This window comes from Staphylococcus sp. HMSC034C12, assembly GCF_001835895.1.
GTDB classification, from domain to species: Bacteria; Bacillota; Bacilli; order Staphylococcales; family Staphylococcaceae; genus Staphylococcus; species Staphylococcus hominis.
This window is the reverse complement of record NZ_KV826315.1, coordinates 1-17,359: the sequence shown is the minus strand read 5'-3', so window position 1 is coordinate 17,359 and position 17,359 is coordinate 1. Positions and strand designations below refer to the sequence as shown.

The window sequence follows — 17,359 nt, the reverse complement described above, 5'->3', positions numbered from 1 at the left end:
ATAAAAATGAGGGGAAGCGTGAGATGATGAATTGAAATTAAATTCTGTCCCGCTTCCCAGTTGTGTTTATCCATTATGATATTTATATAGCCATAAAACACCTGATTTTAATATATGCGCTAAACGTCCTGTAACTGTACGATCCATAATATAGGCAAACCCTTTTTTCTCTCCTAGAGAACCTAAGAAACCTTGAACTTTTAATTCAGGCATTTTTTCAGGAAGTGGTTCATGATTCCATTGTTTTTTTAGTACATCGGCAATTTGATCCCCCTGTACTTCTGCTAATTGAGCACTTGGCGCATGTGGTAAAGCTGCGCAATCTCCAACTACATAAACATTTTTATAAGTCGGTACTTGATGATATTGATTAACGATAACGCGACCACTTTTATTAGTATCAATAGGCAGTTTCCTTACAATTTCAACTGGTTGAATACCTGCTGTCCATACTACAATATCAACAGGCTCTGGTGTACCATTATTATAAATTGTTCCTTGCTCAACTTTATCAATCAATGAATTAGGAACCACGTTTACATTATTTTCGCGGAACCACTTCGCAATATAATTACTTAATTTTTCTGGAAAATTTCTTAATATACGAGGTCCACGATCATATAAAATAATTTCTAAATCTGTGCGACTTTCACGTAGTTCACTTGCTAATTCAATGCCACTCAAGCCAGCTCCTACAATTCCAACACGCGCTCCTTTAGGTAGTTCGCTAATACTATGAAACGTTTCACGCGCTTTAGAAAGCGTTTGAATACTATGAGTGTATTCTTTAGCTCCTGGAACATTATGATATTTATCTTCACAACCTAGTCCGATAATCAACTCATTATAATCGACTTTAGTTTGTCCTACTGAAACAATTTGGTTATCTAAGTCAATATCACTTATTTCTCCATAAATTGTATTTACACGATGTGAATTAGGAAAATTCATTCGCACATCACTATCAGATTTTGTGCCTGCAGCGAGTGCATAGAATTCAGGTTTTAAACCATGAAACGGCATTCGATCTATAAGAGTTAATGTGTATTCTTGAGGAAGAACATCTGGAAGAATGCGCGACATAATACGCATATTACCATATCCTCCACCAAGCAGAACTAAATGTTTCATATTATGTTACCCCTTTACATTAAAATCAATTGGCTATGTATTATGAATGTCAGACCTTTATAATGTCAGATTGTATAAATAAAGTATAGGTTCAATATTAAGTGATTCAGCCTATTTTAACGCTTATTTCCCATTTATTGTCCCCTAACAAATAAATGAAAGATTAATATAATTTTATTATATATGTTTTTAATAATAACGACAAACGAATGTAAAATGTTATTGCAAAATACAATTAGTTAAAAACCATAGCAATGCAACATATTAAGAGATTTGTTATAATAATGTAATTAAATTAAAAAGAAGGTGAAGTATGTTTCCATTAGTCGAATTCTGTATATCGAATATGGCCAAAGGCGGAGACTACGTTTACGATAAACTCGAAAGTGATCCTGAAGTAGATGTGTTAGAATATGGATGTCTCAATAATTGTGGTTTATGTTCTTCTGGGTTATATGCATTGGTAGATGGAGAAGTCGTAGAAGGGGATACACCTGAAGATTTGTTAAACAATATTTATAAACACATAGAAGAAAATGATTTTACAAACTTATTATAGGAGTGATTAGAAATGCCAACAGTAATACTTACTGAAGCAGCAGCTTATGAAGTAAAAGACATGTTGAAAAGTAATCATATGGAAAACGGTTATTTAAAAATTAAAGTGAATGGTGGCGGATGTACAGGTTTAACATATGGTATGTCTGCAGAAGAAGCCCCAGGATCAAATGATGAAATATTAGAATATTATGGATTAAAAGTCTTAGTAGATAAAGATGATGCTCCCGTACTGAATGGCACTAAAATTGATTTTAAACAATCATTAATGGGTGGTGGATTCCAAATCGACAACCCAAATGCAATTGCATCATGTGGATGTGGCAGTTCTTTTAGAACAGCAAAAGTAGCTGGACATCCTGAAAATTGTTAAGTCTCATATTCTTAAGTTAATACAATATAGTAATAATAAATTTAAATAATCGTTCTGTTGTTGCTTGAAAATATGGTATAAAAACTATAAAATTGGAAGTGGATTAATTTTGTCTTTTTTGTGAATAAATGTTCGCAAAATGGAATATAAAAGTGTTGACTAAGACTATAAATGGGGATGAACAAATAGGTTAAGTTCAAAGTTTTACGAAACAATCAGTATTTTTACAATACTATTGTATTATAAAAATGCTACGTTTCAACATGTTCTGAAACTTGTAGCCTTTATCTACATTTAAGAAAAAATACGAAAGCTTAGGTGAATGAAATGGCACAAAATCGTAAAAAAGTACTTGTATTAGGTGCAGGATATGCAGGTTTACAAGCAGTTACTAAATTACAAAAAGAAATATCTGCAAATGAAGCAGAAATCACTTTAGTTAACAAAAACAAATATCATTATGAAGCAACTTGGTTACACGAAGCGTCAGCTGGTACGTTAAATTATGAAGATTTAATTTATCCAATTGAAAGTGTAATTGACAAAAATAAAGTCAACTTCATTAATGCAGAAGTAACTAAAATTGATAGAAATGCTAAAAAAGTAGAAACTACTCATGGTATTTTTGAATATGATATTTTAGTTGTTGCTTTAGGATTTGAAAGTGAAACATTCGGTATTAACGGAATGAAAGAACATGCGTTCCAAATTGAAAATATTCATACTGCTCGCGAATTATCTCGTCATATTGAAGATAAATTTGCGAACTACGCCGCATCAAAAGAGAAAGATGAAAATGATTTAGCAATTTTAGTAGGTGGCGCTGGATTTACAGGTATTGAATTCTTAGGTGAATTAACAGACAGAATTCCTGAATTATGTAATAAATATGGTGTAGATCAAAATAAAGTTAAAATTACATGTGTTGAAGCTATGCCTAAAATTTTACCAATGTTCTCAGAAAATCTTGTAAATTATGTAGTTAATTATTTAGAAGAACGTGGCGTTGAATTTAAAATTGGTACGCCAATCGTTGCTTGTAATGAAAAAGGTTTCAAAGTTAAAACAAATGATCAAGAACAACAACTTGAAGCCAATACTGCAGTGTGGGCTGCTGGAGTTCGCGGTAGTCAACTTATGGAAGAATCATTCGAAGGTGTAAAACGTGGTCGTATCGTAACTAAACAAGATTTAACAATCGATGGTCATGATGATATCTTCGTTATTGGTGATGTTTCTGCGTTTATCCCAGCAGGTGAGGAACGTCCATTACCAACAACTGCTCAAATTGCTATGCAACAAGGTGCGCATGTTGCTAAAAATATTGAAAATATCTTAAATGGCCAAGCTACAACTGACTTCGAATATATTGATCGTGGTACAGTTTGTTCTTTAGGTTCACATGATGGTGTAGGTCATGTGTTTGGTAGAGACATCACTGGTAAAAAAGCTGCGTTCATGAAGAAAGTGATTGATACACGTGCAGTATTCAAAATGGGTGGCGTTGGCTTAGCATTTAAAAAAGGTAAATTCTAAGTTAATAAATTAAATATTTAATCATTAAGGAGTGAGACAGAAATCTGTGAAACAAAATAGATTTCAATATCTCACTCCTTTATTTTAAAGGAGAGTTATATGATACATTTTAATTATGATTCGAATAAAATGACCGACATTATTATTCTAGGAGTACCCGATCATCTTAATCAAATTGGAAAGATCACGTACAAAAATAGTGACCTTACACAAACTATTGAAAATTACCGACATCGACATATTGTAAGTAGTCAATTAGGAAAAACATCTTCGACTATTTTATACATAAATAATGAACCTAAACGTTTAATTACGGTTGGACTAGGAAATTTGAAAACATTATCTTATGCTTCATTTTTAAAAGTATTTGGTACACTTTTTCAATATCTAAAAAAAGAGCGTGTGACAGAAGCAAATGTTCTTTTTGATACATTTAATTCAAAACAAATTGACAAAACAAGTATTGCAGAGATTTTCGGATTACAAAGTAGACAATCGATTTATGAATTTAACAACTATAAATCTAACAAATCCACACCATATCAACTGGAATTATTTATAGAATCATCTAATAGTGATGAGGATACAAAAAATATAAAAGCGGGGTATTTGATTGGTGAATCGGTGAATATAGCACGTGACTTTAGTAATATGCCTCCCAATATACTTACTCCAGAATACTTTGCAAGTGAAGTAGCACATCACTTTAAATCGTCTTCTGTTTCAGTAGATATTAAAAATAATGACACATTGTTATCAGAAGGTTTTGGTTTACTACATGCTGTAGGTAAAGGATCTACTCACCCTCCTGTTGTTATTACTTTAACGTATCATGGAACAGATAAAAATGAAGCACCTATTGCATTAGTTGGGAAAGGGATTACATATGATTCTGGTGGCTATAGCATCAAATCTAAAATGGGTATGCAAACAATGAAATTTGATATGTGTGGTGCTGCTAACGTTGTAGGAATGATTGATGCTGTATCTAAATTATCTTTACCAGTAAATATTGTAGGTGTCATTGTCTCTGCAGAAAATATGATTAGTCAACAGGCTATGAAACCAGATGATGTATATACTGCCTTAAGTGGTGAAACAGTAGAAGTTTTAAATAGCGATGCTGAAGGTCGTTTAGTTTTAGGAGATGGCGTATTTTATGCAAATCAATTTCAACCACGTTTAATATGTGATTTTGCTACTCTTACAGGTGCTGCTATAGCGGCATTAGGAGAAGATAAGGCTGCTTTATTTAGTTCGAATGCAGATGAAGATATGAAACACATTTTAGAAAGTGCTAGAGAAGTTGATGAATTCGCTTTTGAATTACCTATTACTCAAACTGAACAACAATTGATTCGTAATACAGAGGTCGCTGATTTAGTGAATCATACAAATGGACAAGGTAAAGCCTTATTTGCTGCAGCTTTCGTTACGCATTTTAGTGAGCAAACGCCACATATTCATTTTGATATTGCAGGTCCTGCAACGATTAATAAAAATAACTATAAAGGTCCTAAAGGTCCGACAGGAAGCATGATAATGACCATTGTGAATTGGTTAAGACAATCAATATAAAATGGATGTTAGAAATGAATATACATTCATTGTGAGGCAAAATAGATAAATGTCTGAGGTACATTGGTACCTTAGACGTTTATTTTTTTTAAAATACTATTATATTAAGCGTTGACAACCGCCTAACTACTTGATATTATTAATCACATAATTATACACTTTAGTTCGGTAGAGTGATAAAGGATGTGGGTATAATGTTTAATGCTGTAGTTATTGCCGTAATATTAATGATTATATTATGTCTCTTAAGACTGAATGTTATCATTAGTTTATTTATTAGTTCACTTGTAGGTGGTCTAATATCTGGCATGAGTTTAAACAAAGTAATTAGTGTATTCGGTAAAAATATTGTAGATGGTTCGGAAGTGGCATTAAGTTACGCTTTATTAGGGGGCTTTGCAGCACTGATATCATATAGTGGCATCACAGATTATTTAGTAAATAAAATTATTCGTGCGATTCATACTGAGAATAGCCGCTTATCAAGGATTAAAGTAAAAGTGATTATTATTTTAGTATTACTAGCAATGAGTATTATGAGTCAGAACTTAATTCCAGTACATATTGCATTTATACCAATTGTAATTCCACCATTACTTAGTCTATTTAACGATTTGAAAATTGATAGACGATTAATTGGTTTAGTTATAGGATTTGGTTTATGTTGGCCATATGTTTTACTACCTTATGGCTTTGGACAGATTTTCCACCAAATTATACAAAGTGGATTTCAAAAAGCTCATCATCCTATCGAATTTAATATGATTTGGAAAGCAATGTTAATTCCTTCACTTGGTTATATTGTCGGTTTAGTTATTGGGTTGTTTGTTTATCGTAAACCACGTGAATATAAGCAAGAGGTACTTAAAGATAATGGAGAAGAAATAGCAGAAATTCGGCCATATGTATTAGTTGTTACGATTGTTGCTATTTTCGCTACTTTCTTAGTTCAAACATTTACGGATTCAATGATTTTTGGAGCATTAGCTGGAGTGCTGATATTCTTTATTTCTGGTATTTATAAATGGAATGAATTAGATAGTCAATTTGTAGAAGGAATAAAAATAATGTCATTTATTGGTGTCGTTATTTTATCAGCTAACGGTTTTGCCGGTGTCATGAATGCTACTGGTGATATTGAAAAATTAGTTTCTAGTTTAACTGAGATTACAAATGGACATAAATTAATTACTATTATTGCAATGTATATTGTTGGCCTTATTGTTACGTTAGGCATTGGATCATCTTTTGCTACGATTCCAATTATTGCAGCTTTATTTATACCACTAGGTTCATCTCTTGGTTTAGATAATATGGCATTAATTGCTTTAGTAGGAACAGCTGCTGCACTTGGAGATTCTGGTTCACCAGCAAGTGATTCAACACTTGGACCCACAGCAGGTCTTAATGTAGATGGTCAACATGATCACATTAGAGATACATGTATACCTAACTTCCTTTTCTATAATGTTCCATTGATGATTTTTGGTACAATAGCTGCAATGGTATTATAGAAAAAAAGAGGTGACAACATGTCTAATTTACTTGAAACATTTGATATGAAAATCGAAACAGTAGATGAGGGAATAGTTGTAATTTCCATGCCAGTCACTGATAAGGTTAAACAACCCTTTGGCTATCTACATGGTGGTGCAAGTATTGCATTAGGTGAAACAGCTTGTTCATTAGGCGCTGCCCATTTAATTGATACGAAACACTTTATCCCATTAGGTTTAGAAATGAATGCCAATCATATTCACTCAGTAAAAGAGGGACGCGTGATTGCTACCGCTTCTATTATTCATAAAGGTCATACGACACAAGTATGGAATATAGAAATTAAAAGTGATCAAGATAAATTAATTAGTATCATGAGAGGTACAATAGGGATTAAACCATTAAAATAACAAATTATAAAATACTAGCCTGTAGAAAATATTCATCTACGGGCTAGTATTTTATATTTATGATACTTCTCTATGGTGATTTATTCTTTGAAATACGCTATAAATTCTTTGAGCTGCTTCTTTACCTCCCATGATATTTCTGGCAAATGGACTAAGTTCTAAATCAGCTAGTCCACCAGCAACAAATAAATGAGGTAACCATTCTAATTCATGTGTGATGTTTGGAAATCCACAAGATAGGAGGGGGCATTAGCATTTTGAATTAGAGATTGTATCATGGGTTGCTGCAAAGTTGAAGACTTAAATCCAGTTGCTAAAAGTATGTAATCATATGGGATATTTAAATTTTCAGTAATAATTTGATGCGATTTTAAGTCCTTAATCTCTTCTTTATGTATAATAAGTCTTTTATTTTGAACATATTTCTTTAAGCGTAAATATAACTCGTGAGGCATTGAACCTTTATGTCTTTCTTTTAATACTGTTTGAAGTTTTTCTTCATGTGAAGAATGATTTAAAAAGGCCTTCATTTTTTTTGGACCTAGCCAACCAGGATCAGCATCAAAATGTTGAATATCTATATTTTTATTCATCCATAAATGAACGATTTTATTCTTATCTAATTTTAAAAGCTTTAATGTTAAATGAGCAGCTGAAATACCACTTCCAATGACATGAGATGATTGTGAAAATAATTGAGAATTAAAATGATCACTAAATATATGACATACATCTTTAGCTTGAGTAAATGCGGCAGGGACAAAAGGTTCATTATGACATCCTTGTGCTAAAACAACACAATCAGTTTGAATGACAGAATGATGACTTGTTGTAATACTCCATCCTCTTTGATTTTTTTCAATGCGTTGAACATAACTTTGAATATAACTTTGATTTAGATGGTAGTTATGTATTTGAGCATGTGTGTGATCCATAAACATCTCTGTTTGAGATCTTTGATAACGACCAAAAGTTGGATTAATATACTAATTCATTTTTGCAAATTTTTTCAAATGAAATGGGTCAGGATGAATATGATGTACAATAGGTGAACGTAAGTAAGGCATAGCAATTCTATTTGTGCATTTATGAAATTGTTCGCATAAAGAATCATGAGGGTCGATAATTGTAAGATTTTGGATGGACATGCCTACTTCACGTAACTTAATTGCTATAGTGGTTCCTTGTATACCGCCACCAATAATAGTCCGATGCATAATAAAACCCCTTTAAAACGTAATTATTACGATTTATAATAACATAAAACTATCTTTTTCAAAACAAAAAATCGAAGCACTTTAAGAAAGTACCTCGATTTTTATCAAATTATATTTTCTTATTGTTAAATTCATCTTTAAGTTCATCAATTTTTGTATCTTTAGTATAAGGCGTTTTATTATTATATGATGCTTTCATCATTAAATGGCTAGAAAGAGGGCCAGTAATCAAAATGAAAATAATGCCGAATATCAGTTGCATATTGGCGTATCCTTCTGTTCCCATAAAATATAAAAACGTTCCAAATAATAAAAATATAGCACCTAATGTTGCAGATTTACCTGCAGCATGACCGCGTGAATAGACATCTTTTAAACGAATAATACCAATAGCAGTAATTGCACTTATCAATGCACCTAAGATAATGAAAATGATGGCTAAACTAATGATGATTTTTGCTATCACGTTCAATCACCTTACCTTTATCTATAAATTTAGAGAATACTGCTGTACCTAAGAAAGCTAAAATACCAATAAGTAAAATAACTACAAGTAAGTATTGTGAGCCGATAAATACACTATATAATGCAACACACGCCATCAATTGTAAGCCAATAGCGTCTAGTGCAAGGACGCGATCAGGTAAAGTGGGACCTTTAATAATACGAATAAACATTGCTAGCATCGATAATACTACGACAATTAAAGCAATAATAATAATTGTTTTTACCATTAAGCTTCGCCCACCTCTCTCACTACTTTTTCAAGTGATGATTTAATGCTTTCAATTTCTTCTTCTTTCGTACTAAAGTCAATTGAGTGAATGTATATTTTAGTTCTATCATCACTAATACCTAAAACGACAGTTCCTGGTGTTAAAGTGATTAAATTAGATAATAAAACAATTTGCCAATCATGTTTTAAATCTGTGTGATAAATAAAGAAACCAGGTTGATTTTTAAGTCTTGGCTGTAACACAATTTTGGATACATCAATATTGGCTTTCATTAATTCTATAAAAAAGACAACAATCAATTTAATGACTTTATAAACTCTTTTTAAATAAAAACTACCAGGCAATACTTTTTTAAATAAGTAAACAAGCCCAATTCCTATTAAAAATCCTAGTAAAAAGTTATTAAATGTATAACTGCCACTTAAAAACATCCATATAATAGCTAATATAATATTTAACACAAATTGAAGAGCCATTAGTATCTACCTCCTAATACACTTTTAATATAAACATTAGGATCATAGAAAGATTTAGCTGCTTCTGATATAAATGGATAAAGTGCATCAGCAGATAAACCAAATAGTACAGTAATGACAACGGCAATTACTGAAACGATTGTTGCTTGTTTTACATTTACTTTGTTATTCAGTTTATATCCCTTAGGTTCACCAAAGAAACCATGTAGGAAAATACGAATCACAGAATAGAGTACGATTAAACTTGAAAGTAATACGATAATTGCACTGATATAAAATCCTTTTTCAAAAGCGGCTTTTACAATAAAGTATTTTCCATAAAACCCACTAAATGGGGGAATACCAGCCAAGCTTAAAGCTGCAATAAAGAAAGACCAACCAAGTATAGGATATGTCTTAATTAAACCACCGAATGACTTAAGATTTGATGTTTTGGTAATTTGATACATGACACCAATAATTAAGAAAAGTGCAGTCTTAACTAACATATCGTGAATGGTATAATATATAGCACCCATAATTCCTAATTTACTCATCATAGCAACACCAACGAGTATGACACCTACTGCAATCATAATATTATATAAAATAATTTTTTTAATATCATAATAAGCAATGGCACCAATGGATCCAAATATAATCGTTAATAGTGCTAAGAATAAAATAGTATAGTGAGAAAAACTCATTGTGTTATGGAAGAAAAGACTAAGTGTTCTTAAAATAGCATAGACGCCAACTTTAGTTAATAAAGCACCGAAGAATGCAATGATAGCAAAAGGTGGCGCATAGTATGATCCAGGTAACCAAACATATAATGGAAAAACACCAGCTTTAGTTGCAAACACAAAGATGAACAAAATAAAGACAATACTTAATAATCCTTGATGTGAATGAGATAATTCATTCAGTTTTACGCTAATGTCAGCCATATTTAAAGTGCCGACGATTGAATATAAGATAGCAACAGCAATAACGAAAAATGTCGATGTTACAACATTAATAAGTAAATATTTCACCGTTTCTTGAAGTTGAATACGTGTACCACCTAATACAAGCAATGCATAAGATGACATTAAAAAGACTTCAAAGAATACGAAAAGGTTAAAAATATCTCCAGTAGTGAAAGCACCAATAATACCCACTAACATAAAGACGATTGAAAAATGAAAATAGTAACGCTCTCTATCGATTCCGGCAGTTGAAAAAGAATAGATCGTAATGAGCAGAGTAATGATAATACTCGTTACAATCAACATTGCCCCTAACGTATCTAATAAAAAAATAATACCATATGGGGCTGGCCAAGAACCTAATTCTACTTTAAGAGGACCAAATTTACTAACATTAATTAAATTAATCATCGCTACAATCAAAGTTAAAACTAAACCTATCAATGTGACCGCACGCTTTAATGGGTAGCGTTGACCCAAAAAGATAAGAATAATAGCGGTAATGATTGGTATAACTAATGTAAGAACAACCATATTAGTTGCTATCATCACTAGGCACTCCTTTCATTTGTTCTATGTTGTCTGTGCCTAATTCTTTATACGTTCTAAAAGCTAAGACTAAGAAAAAAGCAGTAGTTGCAAATGCAATAACAATTGCAGTAAGTATTAATGCATGAGGGATTGGATCTACATAGTGATGAATATCTTTTTCATATATTGGCATTTCACCATGTTTCAATCCTCCCATAGTAATTAAAAATAAATTTGATGCATGTGTAATCAGCGTTGTCCCCATAATAATACGTATTAAACTTTTAGATAAAACGAGATAGACACTGATTGATGTAAGTATGCCACATACAATAATCATAATAATTTCCACTATTCGTTCTCTCCAATCGTTATAATAATAGTCATTACTGTACCAATTACTGCACACATAACGCCAAAGTCGAAGAACATTGGTGTATTCATATGAACAGAGTGTAGAAGTGGTAATGGAATATTAAATTCTGTATGTGTAAAGAAACTTTTTCCATAAAACCAACTTGCTATAGGCGTACTTACACAGAATAATAAACCAATACCAATTAAGATTTTAAAATCCCAAGGAAAGATTTTACGCATCGTTTTTATATCAAATGCAATCATAATAATGGTCAAAGCAGTTGATAGAAGCAATCCACCAACAAATCCTCCACCTGGTGTGTAATGTCCTGCTAAAAATAAAGTAATACCAAAAAGAGCAATTAAGAAAGCAATAATTACAGCTGAATACTGAAACATTAAATTGTTATTTTGTCTATTCATTGCTTTCCACCTCACTTGTTTTGTTACGTTTACTTCGTAATTTAATCATCGTGTAAACTGCAAGACCTGCAATACCTAATACAGAAGATTCAAATAAGGTATCCATACCACGGAAGTCTACGAGAATAACGTTAACCATATTTTTACCATGTGCTAAGTCATAAACATGTGCCTTGTAATATTCTCCAATAGAAGAAAAATGTCTATTACCATAAGCGATAAGACCTAATATTGTCACTACCAAACCAACACCAATAGAGATGATAGCATTCGTTAATTTAAATGATGTTTTTTCATTATAGCGATTTAAGTTAGGCAAGTGATAGAAACATAATAGAAATAGACCCGTTGAGATAGACTCAACAACAAATTGTGTTAAAGCTAAATCAGGTGCCTTAAAGAAAACAAATAAAACTGATACTGCATAGCCAACAACACTAAGCATAATAATACTAAATAAACGAGATGTTGCTGTAACAACTAAGAACGCTGAGATAGTAAGTATTATGATAATAATCATTTCATAGATGTGAATTGTATTTATATTTTTAAAATTAAAGCTAAACGGTACCCTCACTAATGTGATGAGTGTTAACACAATTAATGTACCAAAAATAAAGACTAAACTATCACGTACATACCCATTAACATAATAATTAGTTAGAGAAGCGGAATGATTTGGTAACCATTTGCCAGTAGTATCATACCAATAATTTAATTTTAAGTTGTCTGGTTGTGCTTTTAATAAACGAATCCAGTAATTGAACGTAAATAATAAGATAATACCTACAATCCAAATCGTTAAAGTAGAGATGAACGCAGGAGTAATACCATGGAACATATGGAATTCTGCATGTACGGTTGATATTCCACTTATGGCTTTAGTAGCTGGTTCGATTATAGAATGTGTTAATAGTCCAGGGAATAATCCGAAAACAACAACTAGCGATGCTAGAATTGCTGGTGAAATTAACATTAATAATGATGCTTCATGTGCTTTCTTAGGTAATAAATCAGAATGATATTTACCAAAGAATACATGTAGTACGAATTTAATTGAATATACAAATGTAAATATACTACCTACAATCGCTAAAATTGGAAAAACAATACCTAGAGTATTTAAACTAAATAGAGGCGTGTGTGTAGCTTCTATCATAGCCTCTAAGAATTTTTCTTTTGATAAGAAACCATTAAATGGTGGCACACCTGCCATACTTAATGCTGTAATTACAGTAAGAGTAAAAGAAATTGGCATGATAGTAAGTAAACCGCCCAATTTTTTTACATCACGTGTGCCTGTCACATGATCAATGGCACCTGTAATCATAAATAATGCACCTTTAAAGGTAGCATGGTTAATTAAATGGAAAGCAGCTGCTGTAAAACCAGCGATATATAATTGACTGTCACTACCTTCAAAATGATAACTTATAGCTCCAATACCTAGCATAGACATAATCATTCCCAATTGTGAAACTGTAGAAAATGCTAGAATCCCTTTCAAATCTTGTTGTTTCGTTGCATTTAATGAAGCCCAAAATAGTGTGATTAAGCCTACTAAAGTAATAGTCCATATCCATCCTTCTGATATCGCGAATAATGGGGTTAAACGTGCAACAAGATATAACCCTGCTTTAACCATTGTAGCTGAATGTAAATATGCACTGACAGGAGTAGGTGCCTCCATTGCATCAGGTAACCAAATGTAAAATGGCACTTGTGCAGATTTTGTGAAAGCTGCTAACATAATTAAAACCATTGCAAGTGTAAAGAAAGAACTGTCTTGTATTTGAGATACATGATGGATTAAATAATGTAGACTTAATGATTGTCCTGCAAGTGAAATTAAGATTAATCCACCAAGTAAACTAAGTCCTCCAAATACAGTGATAATCAGTGACTTTTGTGCTCCATATATAGAAGCTTTCTTTTCTCTCCAAAAAGAAATGAGTAAAAAACTTGAGAATGAAGTTAATTCCCAGAATAGATATAAGATAATGATATTATCTGAGAGTACGACGCCTAACATTGCACCCATAAACAGTAATAAATAACAGTAAAAATTCCCTAATCGTTCAGATTTATCTAAATAACCGATTGAATAAAGAACTACTAAACTTCCAATGCCAGTTATAAGCAAACTAAAGAGTATGCTTAAGCCATCAAGATAAATATCAAAATTCATGCCGATATGTGGCATCCAATTGAAAGTTTTTATTACTGTATTACCTGATTGAGTAGTTGAAATATAAGATAAAAAATAAATAAATAAGACAACAGGAACAGGTAATACAAACCATCCTAAATGAATCTTTTTAAAGAAACGATAAAGGATTGGAATAATGAGTGCGAATATTAACGGTAAAAGTACCGCAATATGTATCAAACTCACTATATTTTCCTCCTTCAAAAATTGTTATAAATTTTATTATACATCAATCAATTTATTCTGAAAAACTGTGAAAAGATGTAAAGTCAGCAATTTTACTTATCTTGTTAAATAGGAAGAAAGACGTAAAATGGACTAGAAAAAATTTTGTTTATATTGGATAGAATAGTCTTTTTTTAGACTGTTTAAATTGTCTAATGCCAATTTTGCGTATTCTGTGTGTTGTTGTTTTAATTCGTTTTCCATTTTAGTAATCGCTTGTTGTAAAGAATCTTCATATTTCATCTCTTCTACATTAAAATCTCTCAATTGTGAACGTGTTGCATAACGTTTTTCATAATGGCTTAAAGCACGTCTTTCATGAAAAAAAACACCTTCAGTTTCACCAGGATGATGTAAATCTCCTTGTTTAGGATGTTTAATGACTTGTTCAATTTGTACTAAAACTTGATGATTGCTATCTTCTTTAATCGTTACACCATAAGTACCTGTTTTGTGAGAGAATCGATATAACATGCTATATTACTTCCTTTCAAATATGTTAATATGTATCTATATCATCATAACATGAATGGAGAATTTAAATGACTAACTATCCACAGTTAAATAAAGAAATACAAGATAATGAAATTAAAGTAATTATGCATACAAATAAAGGAGATATGACATTTAAGCTGTTTCCTGAGATTGCTCCAAAAACAGTTGAAAATTTTGTGACACATGCAAAAAATGGATATTATGACGGCATTACATTCCATCGTGTCATTAATGATTTTATGATTCAAGGTGGAGACCCTACTGCTACTGGTATGGGGGGAGAAAGTATTTATGGAGGTTCATTTGAGGATGAGTTTTCATTAGAAGCATTTAATTTATATGGTGCTCTTTCAATGGCAAATGCTGGTCCAAATACAAATGGTTCACAATTCTTTGTTGTTCAAATGAAAGAAGTACCAGATACAATGCTTAATCAGCTTGTTGATGGCGGTTGGCCTGAACCAATTGCTAAAGCTTATGCAGAAAAAGGTGGAACACCTTGGTTAGATCAAAAACATACTGTGTTTGGTCAATTAATTGACGGTGAAACTACATTAGAAGATATTGCAAATACTAAAGTAGGGGCACAAGATAAGCCTGTACATGATGTGGTTATTGAATCTATTGATGTAGAAGATAAAAAAGCTTAATTCATCAAAGAAATATCATTAAATAAAAAAAGGTGAGCGTAAACTGTTTTAAATAAGACATTTACGCTCATCTTTTTATATTAAAAACGAACTTTTTAATGTAAATTTATGAAGAAGAAATATAAATTTCTAAAGAAATTAATTTTTTATTAGTTTATCGTTAGTCCAAGTATGGGATTTATGCTATTATTAATATGTTAAGAAAAACGAAATAAGGGGTTATCAAGTTGAATACTCACTATAAAGAAGGTCAGCATATTAAAGTGCGTGTGACTGGAATTCAACCGTATGGCGCTTTTGTTGAGACCCCTGACCATACTGAAGGACTTATCCATATTTCAGAGATTATGGATGATTATGTCCATAATCTAAAAAAATTTCTATCAGAAGGTCAAATTGTAAAAGCTAAAATCCTTTCTATAGACGATGAAGGAAAGCTTAATTTGTCACTTAAAGATAATGATTACTTTAAGAATTATGAACGAAAAAAAGAAAAACAGTCTGTATTAGATGAAATTAAAGAGACAGAAAAGTATGGGTTTCAAACGCTTGAAGAACGCCTACCGGTCTGGATTAAGCAGTCTAAACGTGCAATTCGTAATAATAATTGAATGACTGTCAACACGCTAAAACGTTACTTTTTTAAGTAACGTTTTTTATTATGTCAATATATTGCTAAATTTAAAAAGATGGTTAATGCATATAAGCATAAAAGTAGAGACATAAAAATGTTCATGTTATAGTTTGAAAATAATAAAACTAAAAGATTTAGAAAGGAATTACTTATGAATAATAAATATAAAAAATTATTTGAAACTGTTACATTACCCAACGGTGTATCATTAAGAAATCGCTTTGTACTTGCCCCTTTAACACATACATCATCAAATGATGATGGTACTATTTCAGATGTCGAAATTTCTTACATTGAGAAACGTGCCAAAGATGTAGGTCTTGCAATTAATGCTGCAAGTAATGTAAATGATATTGGTAAAGCCTTCCCAGGCCAACCATCTGTCGCACACGATTCAGATATCGAAGGTTTAAAACGCTTAGCGACAGCAATGAAGAAAAATGGCGCAAAAGCATTAGTACAAATTCATCATGGTGGTGCACAAGCTTTACCTGAATTGACTCCTAATGGAGATGTTGTGGCACCAAGCCCCGTTTCAATGAAAAGTTTTGGTCAACAACAGGAACATCATGCAAGAGAAATCACTACTGAAGAAATCGAACAAACAATTAAAGATTTCGGTGAAGCTACACGTCGCGCCATTGAAGCTGGATTTGACGGCGTAGAAATACATGGAGCGAACCATTACTTAATTCATCAATTCTTCTCTCCATACTATAATCGTCGTGAAGATGAATGGGGAGACCATTTAAAATTCCCACTTGCAGTGATTGATGAAGTATTAAAAGTTAAAGAAACTTATGCAAATAAAGATTTTATTGTAGGTTATAGATTATCACCAGAAGAAGCAGAATCACCTGGTATTTCAATGGAACACACAGAAAAATTAATTAAAACAATTACAAAAAAAGCGATTGATTATGTTCATATTTCAATTATGGATATTCATTCACAAACACGCGAGGGTAAATATGAAGGAGAAGAACGTCTAAAACTTATCCATCAATGGGTAGATGGACGTATGCCAGTCATTGGTATAGGTTCTGTATTTACTGCTGATGATGCTTTAGATGCAGTAGAATCGACAGGCATTGAACTCGTAGCATTAGGTCGTGGAATTCTTCTAGATTATAACTTTATCCATAAAATTGAAGAGGGTAAAGAAGAGGAAATTATCTCATACTTTGATCCAAATCGTGAAGATAAACATGCGTTACCACCAAATTTATGGGAACAATTTAATAAAGGATTTTATCCGTTACCTCGTAAAGATAAATAATTAATAAAATATGAAATAGTATGGTAGTGAGACAGAACTCATAATGAATTTTGTCCACTGAGGCTGGGACATAATTCCTAACAAAATAGCCAG

18 protein-coding genes and 1 pseudogene are annotated in these 17,359 nt (G+C 31.9%); 9 read left to right on the top strand and 10 right to left on the bottom strand.

The features are described from left to right. Window positions 1-66 precede the first annotated feature (66 nt). A complete protein-coding gene (locus HMPREF2629_RS03630) occupies window positions 67-1,131 on the bottom strand; it encodes an NAD(P)/FAD-dependent oxidoreductase (RefSeq protein WP_070443129.1) in 1,065 nt (354 codons plus the stop codon). A gap of 313 nt (window positions 1,132-1,444) precedes the next feature. On the opposite strand from HMPREF2629_RS03630, the gene HMPREF2629_RS03625 reads away from it, so the two are divergent. The 6 genes from HMPREF2629_RS03625 to HMPREF2629_RS03600 all read left to right on the top strand — a co-directional run bounded on the left by HMPREF2629_RS03625 (window position 1,445) and on the right by HMPREF2629_RS03600 (window position 7,083). Beyond that, window positions 1,445-1,690 carry a YuzB family protein gene (locus HMPREF2629_RS03625; RefSeq protein ID WP_002448156.1) on the top strand — a complete coding sequence of 82 codons (246 nt, stop codon included), beginning with the start codon at window positions 1,445-1,447 and terminating at the stop codon, window positions 1,688-1,690. Window positions 1,691-1,702: 12 nt separating this feature from the next. Then, window positions 1,703-2,062: a HesB/IscA family protein gene (locus HMPREF2629_RS03620; RefSeq protein WP_049379468.1), complete on the top strand. Its 360-nt coding sequence runs from the start codon at window positions 1,703-1,705 to the stop codon at window positions 2,060-2,062. 327 nt (window positions 2,063-2,389) lie between these two features. Then, the gene (locus HMPREF2629_RS03615; RefSeq protein WP_019835070.1) at window positions 2,390-3,598 is read left to right on the top strand and encodes an NAD(P)/FAD-dependent oxidoreductase; all 1,209 of its coding nucleotides are present in this window, start codon (window positions 2,390-2,392) and stop codon (window positions 3,596-3,598) included. 99 nt (window positions 3,599-3,697) lie between these two features. Further along, window positions 3,698-5,176, top strand: coding sequence for a M17 family metallopeptidase (locus HMPREF2629_RS03610; protein WP_048679026.1), 1,479 nt, complete (start codon window positions 3,698-3,700; stop codon window positions 5,174-5,176). Between the two features lie 194 nt (window positions 5,177-5,370). Then, window positions 5,371-6,690: a Na+/H+ antiporter family protein gene (locus HMPREF2629_RS03605; protein WP_017175859.1), complete on the top strand. Its 1,320-nt coding sequence runs from the start codon at window positions 5,371-5,373 to the stop codon at window positions 6,688-6,690. 18 nt (window positions 6,691-6,708) lie between these two features. Further along, on the top strand, window positions 6,709-7,083 hold the full coding sequence (locus HMPREF2629_RS03600; protein WP_017175858.1) for a PaaI family thioesterase: 375 nt from the start codon (window positions 6,709-6,711) through the stop codon (window positions 7,081-7,083). A gap of 57 nt (window positions 7,084-7,140) precedes the next feature. Here HMPREF2629_RS03600 and HMPREF2629_RS03595 read toward each other — a convergent pair. The 9 genes and pseudogenes from HMPREF2629_RS03595 to kapB all read right to left on the bottom strand — a co-directional run bounded on the left by HMPREF2629_RS03595 (window position 7,141) and on the right by kapB (window position 14,682). Further along, window positions 7,141-8,300 (bottom strand): annotated as a pseudogene (locus tag HMPREF2629_RS03595) (NAD(P)-binding domain-containing protein). A gap of 109 nt (window positions 8,301-8,409) precedes the next feature. After that, window positions 8,410-8,766: a Na+/H+ antiporter subunit G1 gene (locus tag HMPREF2629_RS03590; protein WP_017175855.1), complete on the bottom strand. Its 357-nt coding sequence runs from the start codon at window positions 8,764-8,766 to the stop codon at window positions 8,410-8,412. Beyond that, window positions 8,744-9,034: a Na(+)/H(+) antiporter subunit F1 gene (locus tag HMPREF2629_RS03585; protein WP_017175854.1), complete on the bottom strand. Its 291-nt coding sequence runs from the start codon at window positions 9,032-9,034 to the stop codon at window positions 8,744-8,746. The genes HMPREF2629_RS03590 and HMPREF2629_RS03585 overlap by 23 nt, the downstream gene beginning before the upstream one ends. Continuing rightward, the gene (locus tag HMPREF2629_RS03580; RefSeq protein ID WP_017175853.1) at window positions 9,034-9,513 is read right to left on the bottom strand and encodes a Na+/H+ antiporter subunit E; all 480 of its coding nucleotides are present in this window, start codon (window positions 9,511-9,513) and stop codon (window positions 9,034-9,036) included. Before HMPREF2629_RS03580 ends, HMPREF2629_RS03585 begins: the two co-directional genes overlap by 1 nt. Then, window positions 9,513-11,012, bottom strand: coding sequence for a Na+/H+ antiporter subunit D (locus HMPREF2629_RS03575; RefSeq protein ID WP_017175852.1), 1,500 nt, complete (start codon window positions 11,010-11,012; stop codon window positions 9,513-9,515). Before HMPREF2629_RS03575 ends, HMPREF2629_RS03580 begins: the two co-directional genes overlap by 1 nt. Then, on the bottom strand, window positions 10,999-11,346 hold the full coding sequence (mnhC1, locus tag HMPREF2629_RS03570) for a Na+/H+ antiporter Mnh1 subunit C (RefSeq protein ID WP_002448250.1): 348 nt from the start codon (window positions 11,344-11,346) through the stop codon (window positions 10,999-11,001). The genes HMPREF2629_RS03575 and mnhC1 overlap by 14 nt, the downstream gene beginning before the upstream one ends. After that, a complete protein-coding gene (locus HMPREF2629_RS03565) occupies window positions 11,346-11,774 on the bottom strand; it encodes a Na(+)/H(+) antiporter subunit B (protein WP_017175851.1) in 429 nt (142 codons plus the stop codon). Before HMPREF2629_RS03565 ends, mnhC1 begins: the two co-directional genes overlap by 1 nt. After that, window positions 11,767-14,169 carry a Na+/H+ antiporter subunit A gene (locus HMPREF2629_RS03560; RefSeq protein WP_070813145.1) on the bottom strand — a complete coding sequence of 801 codons (2,403 nt, stop codon included), beginning with the start codon at window positions 14,167-14,169 and terminating at the stop codon, window positions 11,767-11,769. The genes HMPREF2629_RS03565 and HMPREF2629_RS03560 overlap by 8 nt, the downstream gene beginning before the upstream one ends. 132 nt (window positions 14,170-14,301) lie before the next feature. Then, window positions 14,302-14,682 carry a sporulation phosphorelay system protein KapB gene (gene kapB / locus HMPREF2629_RS03555; RefSeq protein ID WP_069723671.1) on the bottom strand — a complete coding sequence of 127 codons (381 nt, stop codon included), beginning with the start codon at window positions 14,680-14,682 and terminating at the stop codon, window positions 14,302-14,304. A gap of 68 nt (window positions 14,683-14,750) precedes the next feature. On the opposite strand from kapB, the gene HMPREF2629_RS03550 reads away from it, so the two are divergent. From HMPREF2629_RS03550 to HMPREF2629_RS03540, 3 genes are all read left to right on the top strand, one after another. Then, window positions 14,751-15,353, top strand: coding sequence for a peptidylprolyl isomerase (locus HMPREF2629_RS03550; RefSeq protein ID WP_017175849.1), 603 nt, complete (start codon window positions 14,751-14,753; stop codon window positions 15,351-15,353). A gap of 227 nt (window positions 15,354-15,580) precedes the next feature. After that, complete coding sequence (gene ygs, locus HMPREF2629_RS03545) at window positions 15,581-15,964, top strand: S1 domain-containing post-transcriptional regulator Ygs (protein ID WP_002455545.1); 384 nt, start codon at window positions 15,581-15,583, stop codon at window positions 15,962-15,964. Window positions 15,965-16,138: 174 nt separating this feature from the next. After that, window positions 16,139-17,266: an NADH-dependent flavin oxidoreductase gene (locus tag HMPREF2629_RS03540; RefSeq protein WP_017175848.1), complete on the top strand. Its 1,128-nt coding sequence runs from the start codon at window positions 16,139-16,141 to the stop codon at window positions 17,264-17,266. The last annotated feature ends 93 nt before the right edge of the window (window positions 17,267-17,359 follow it).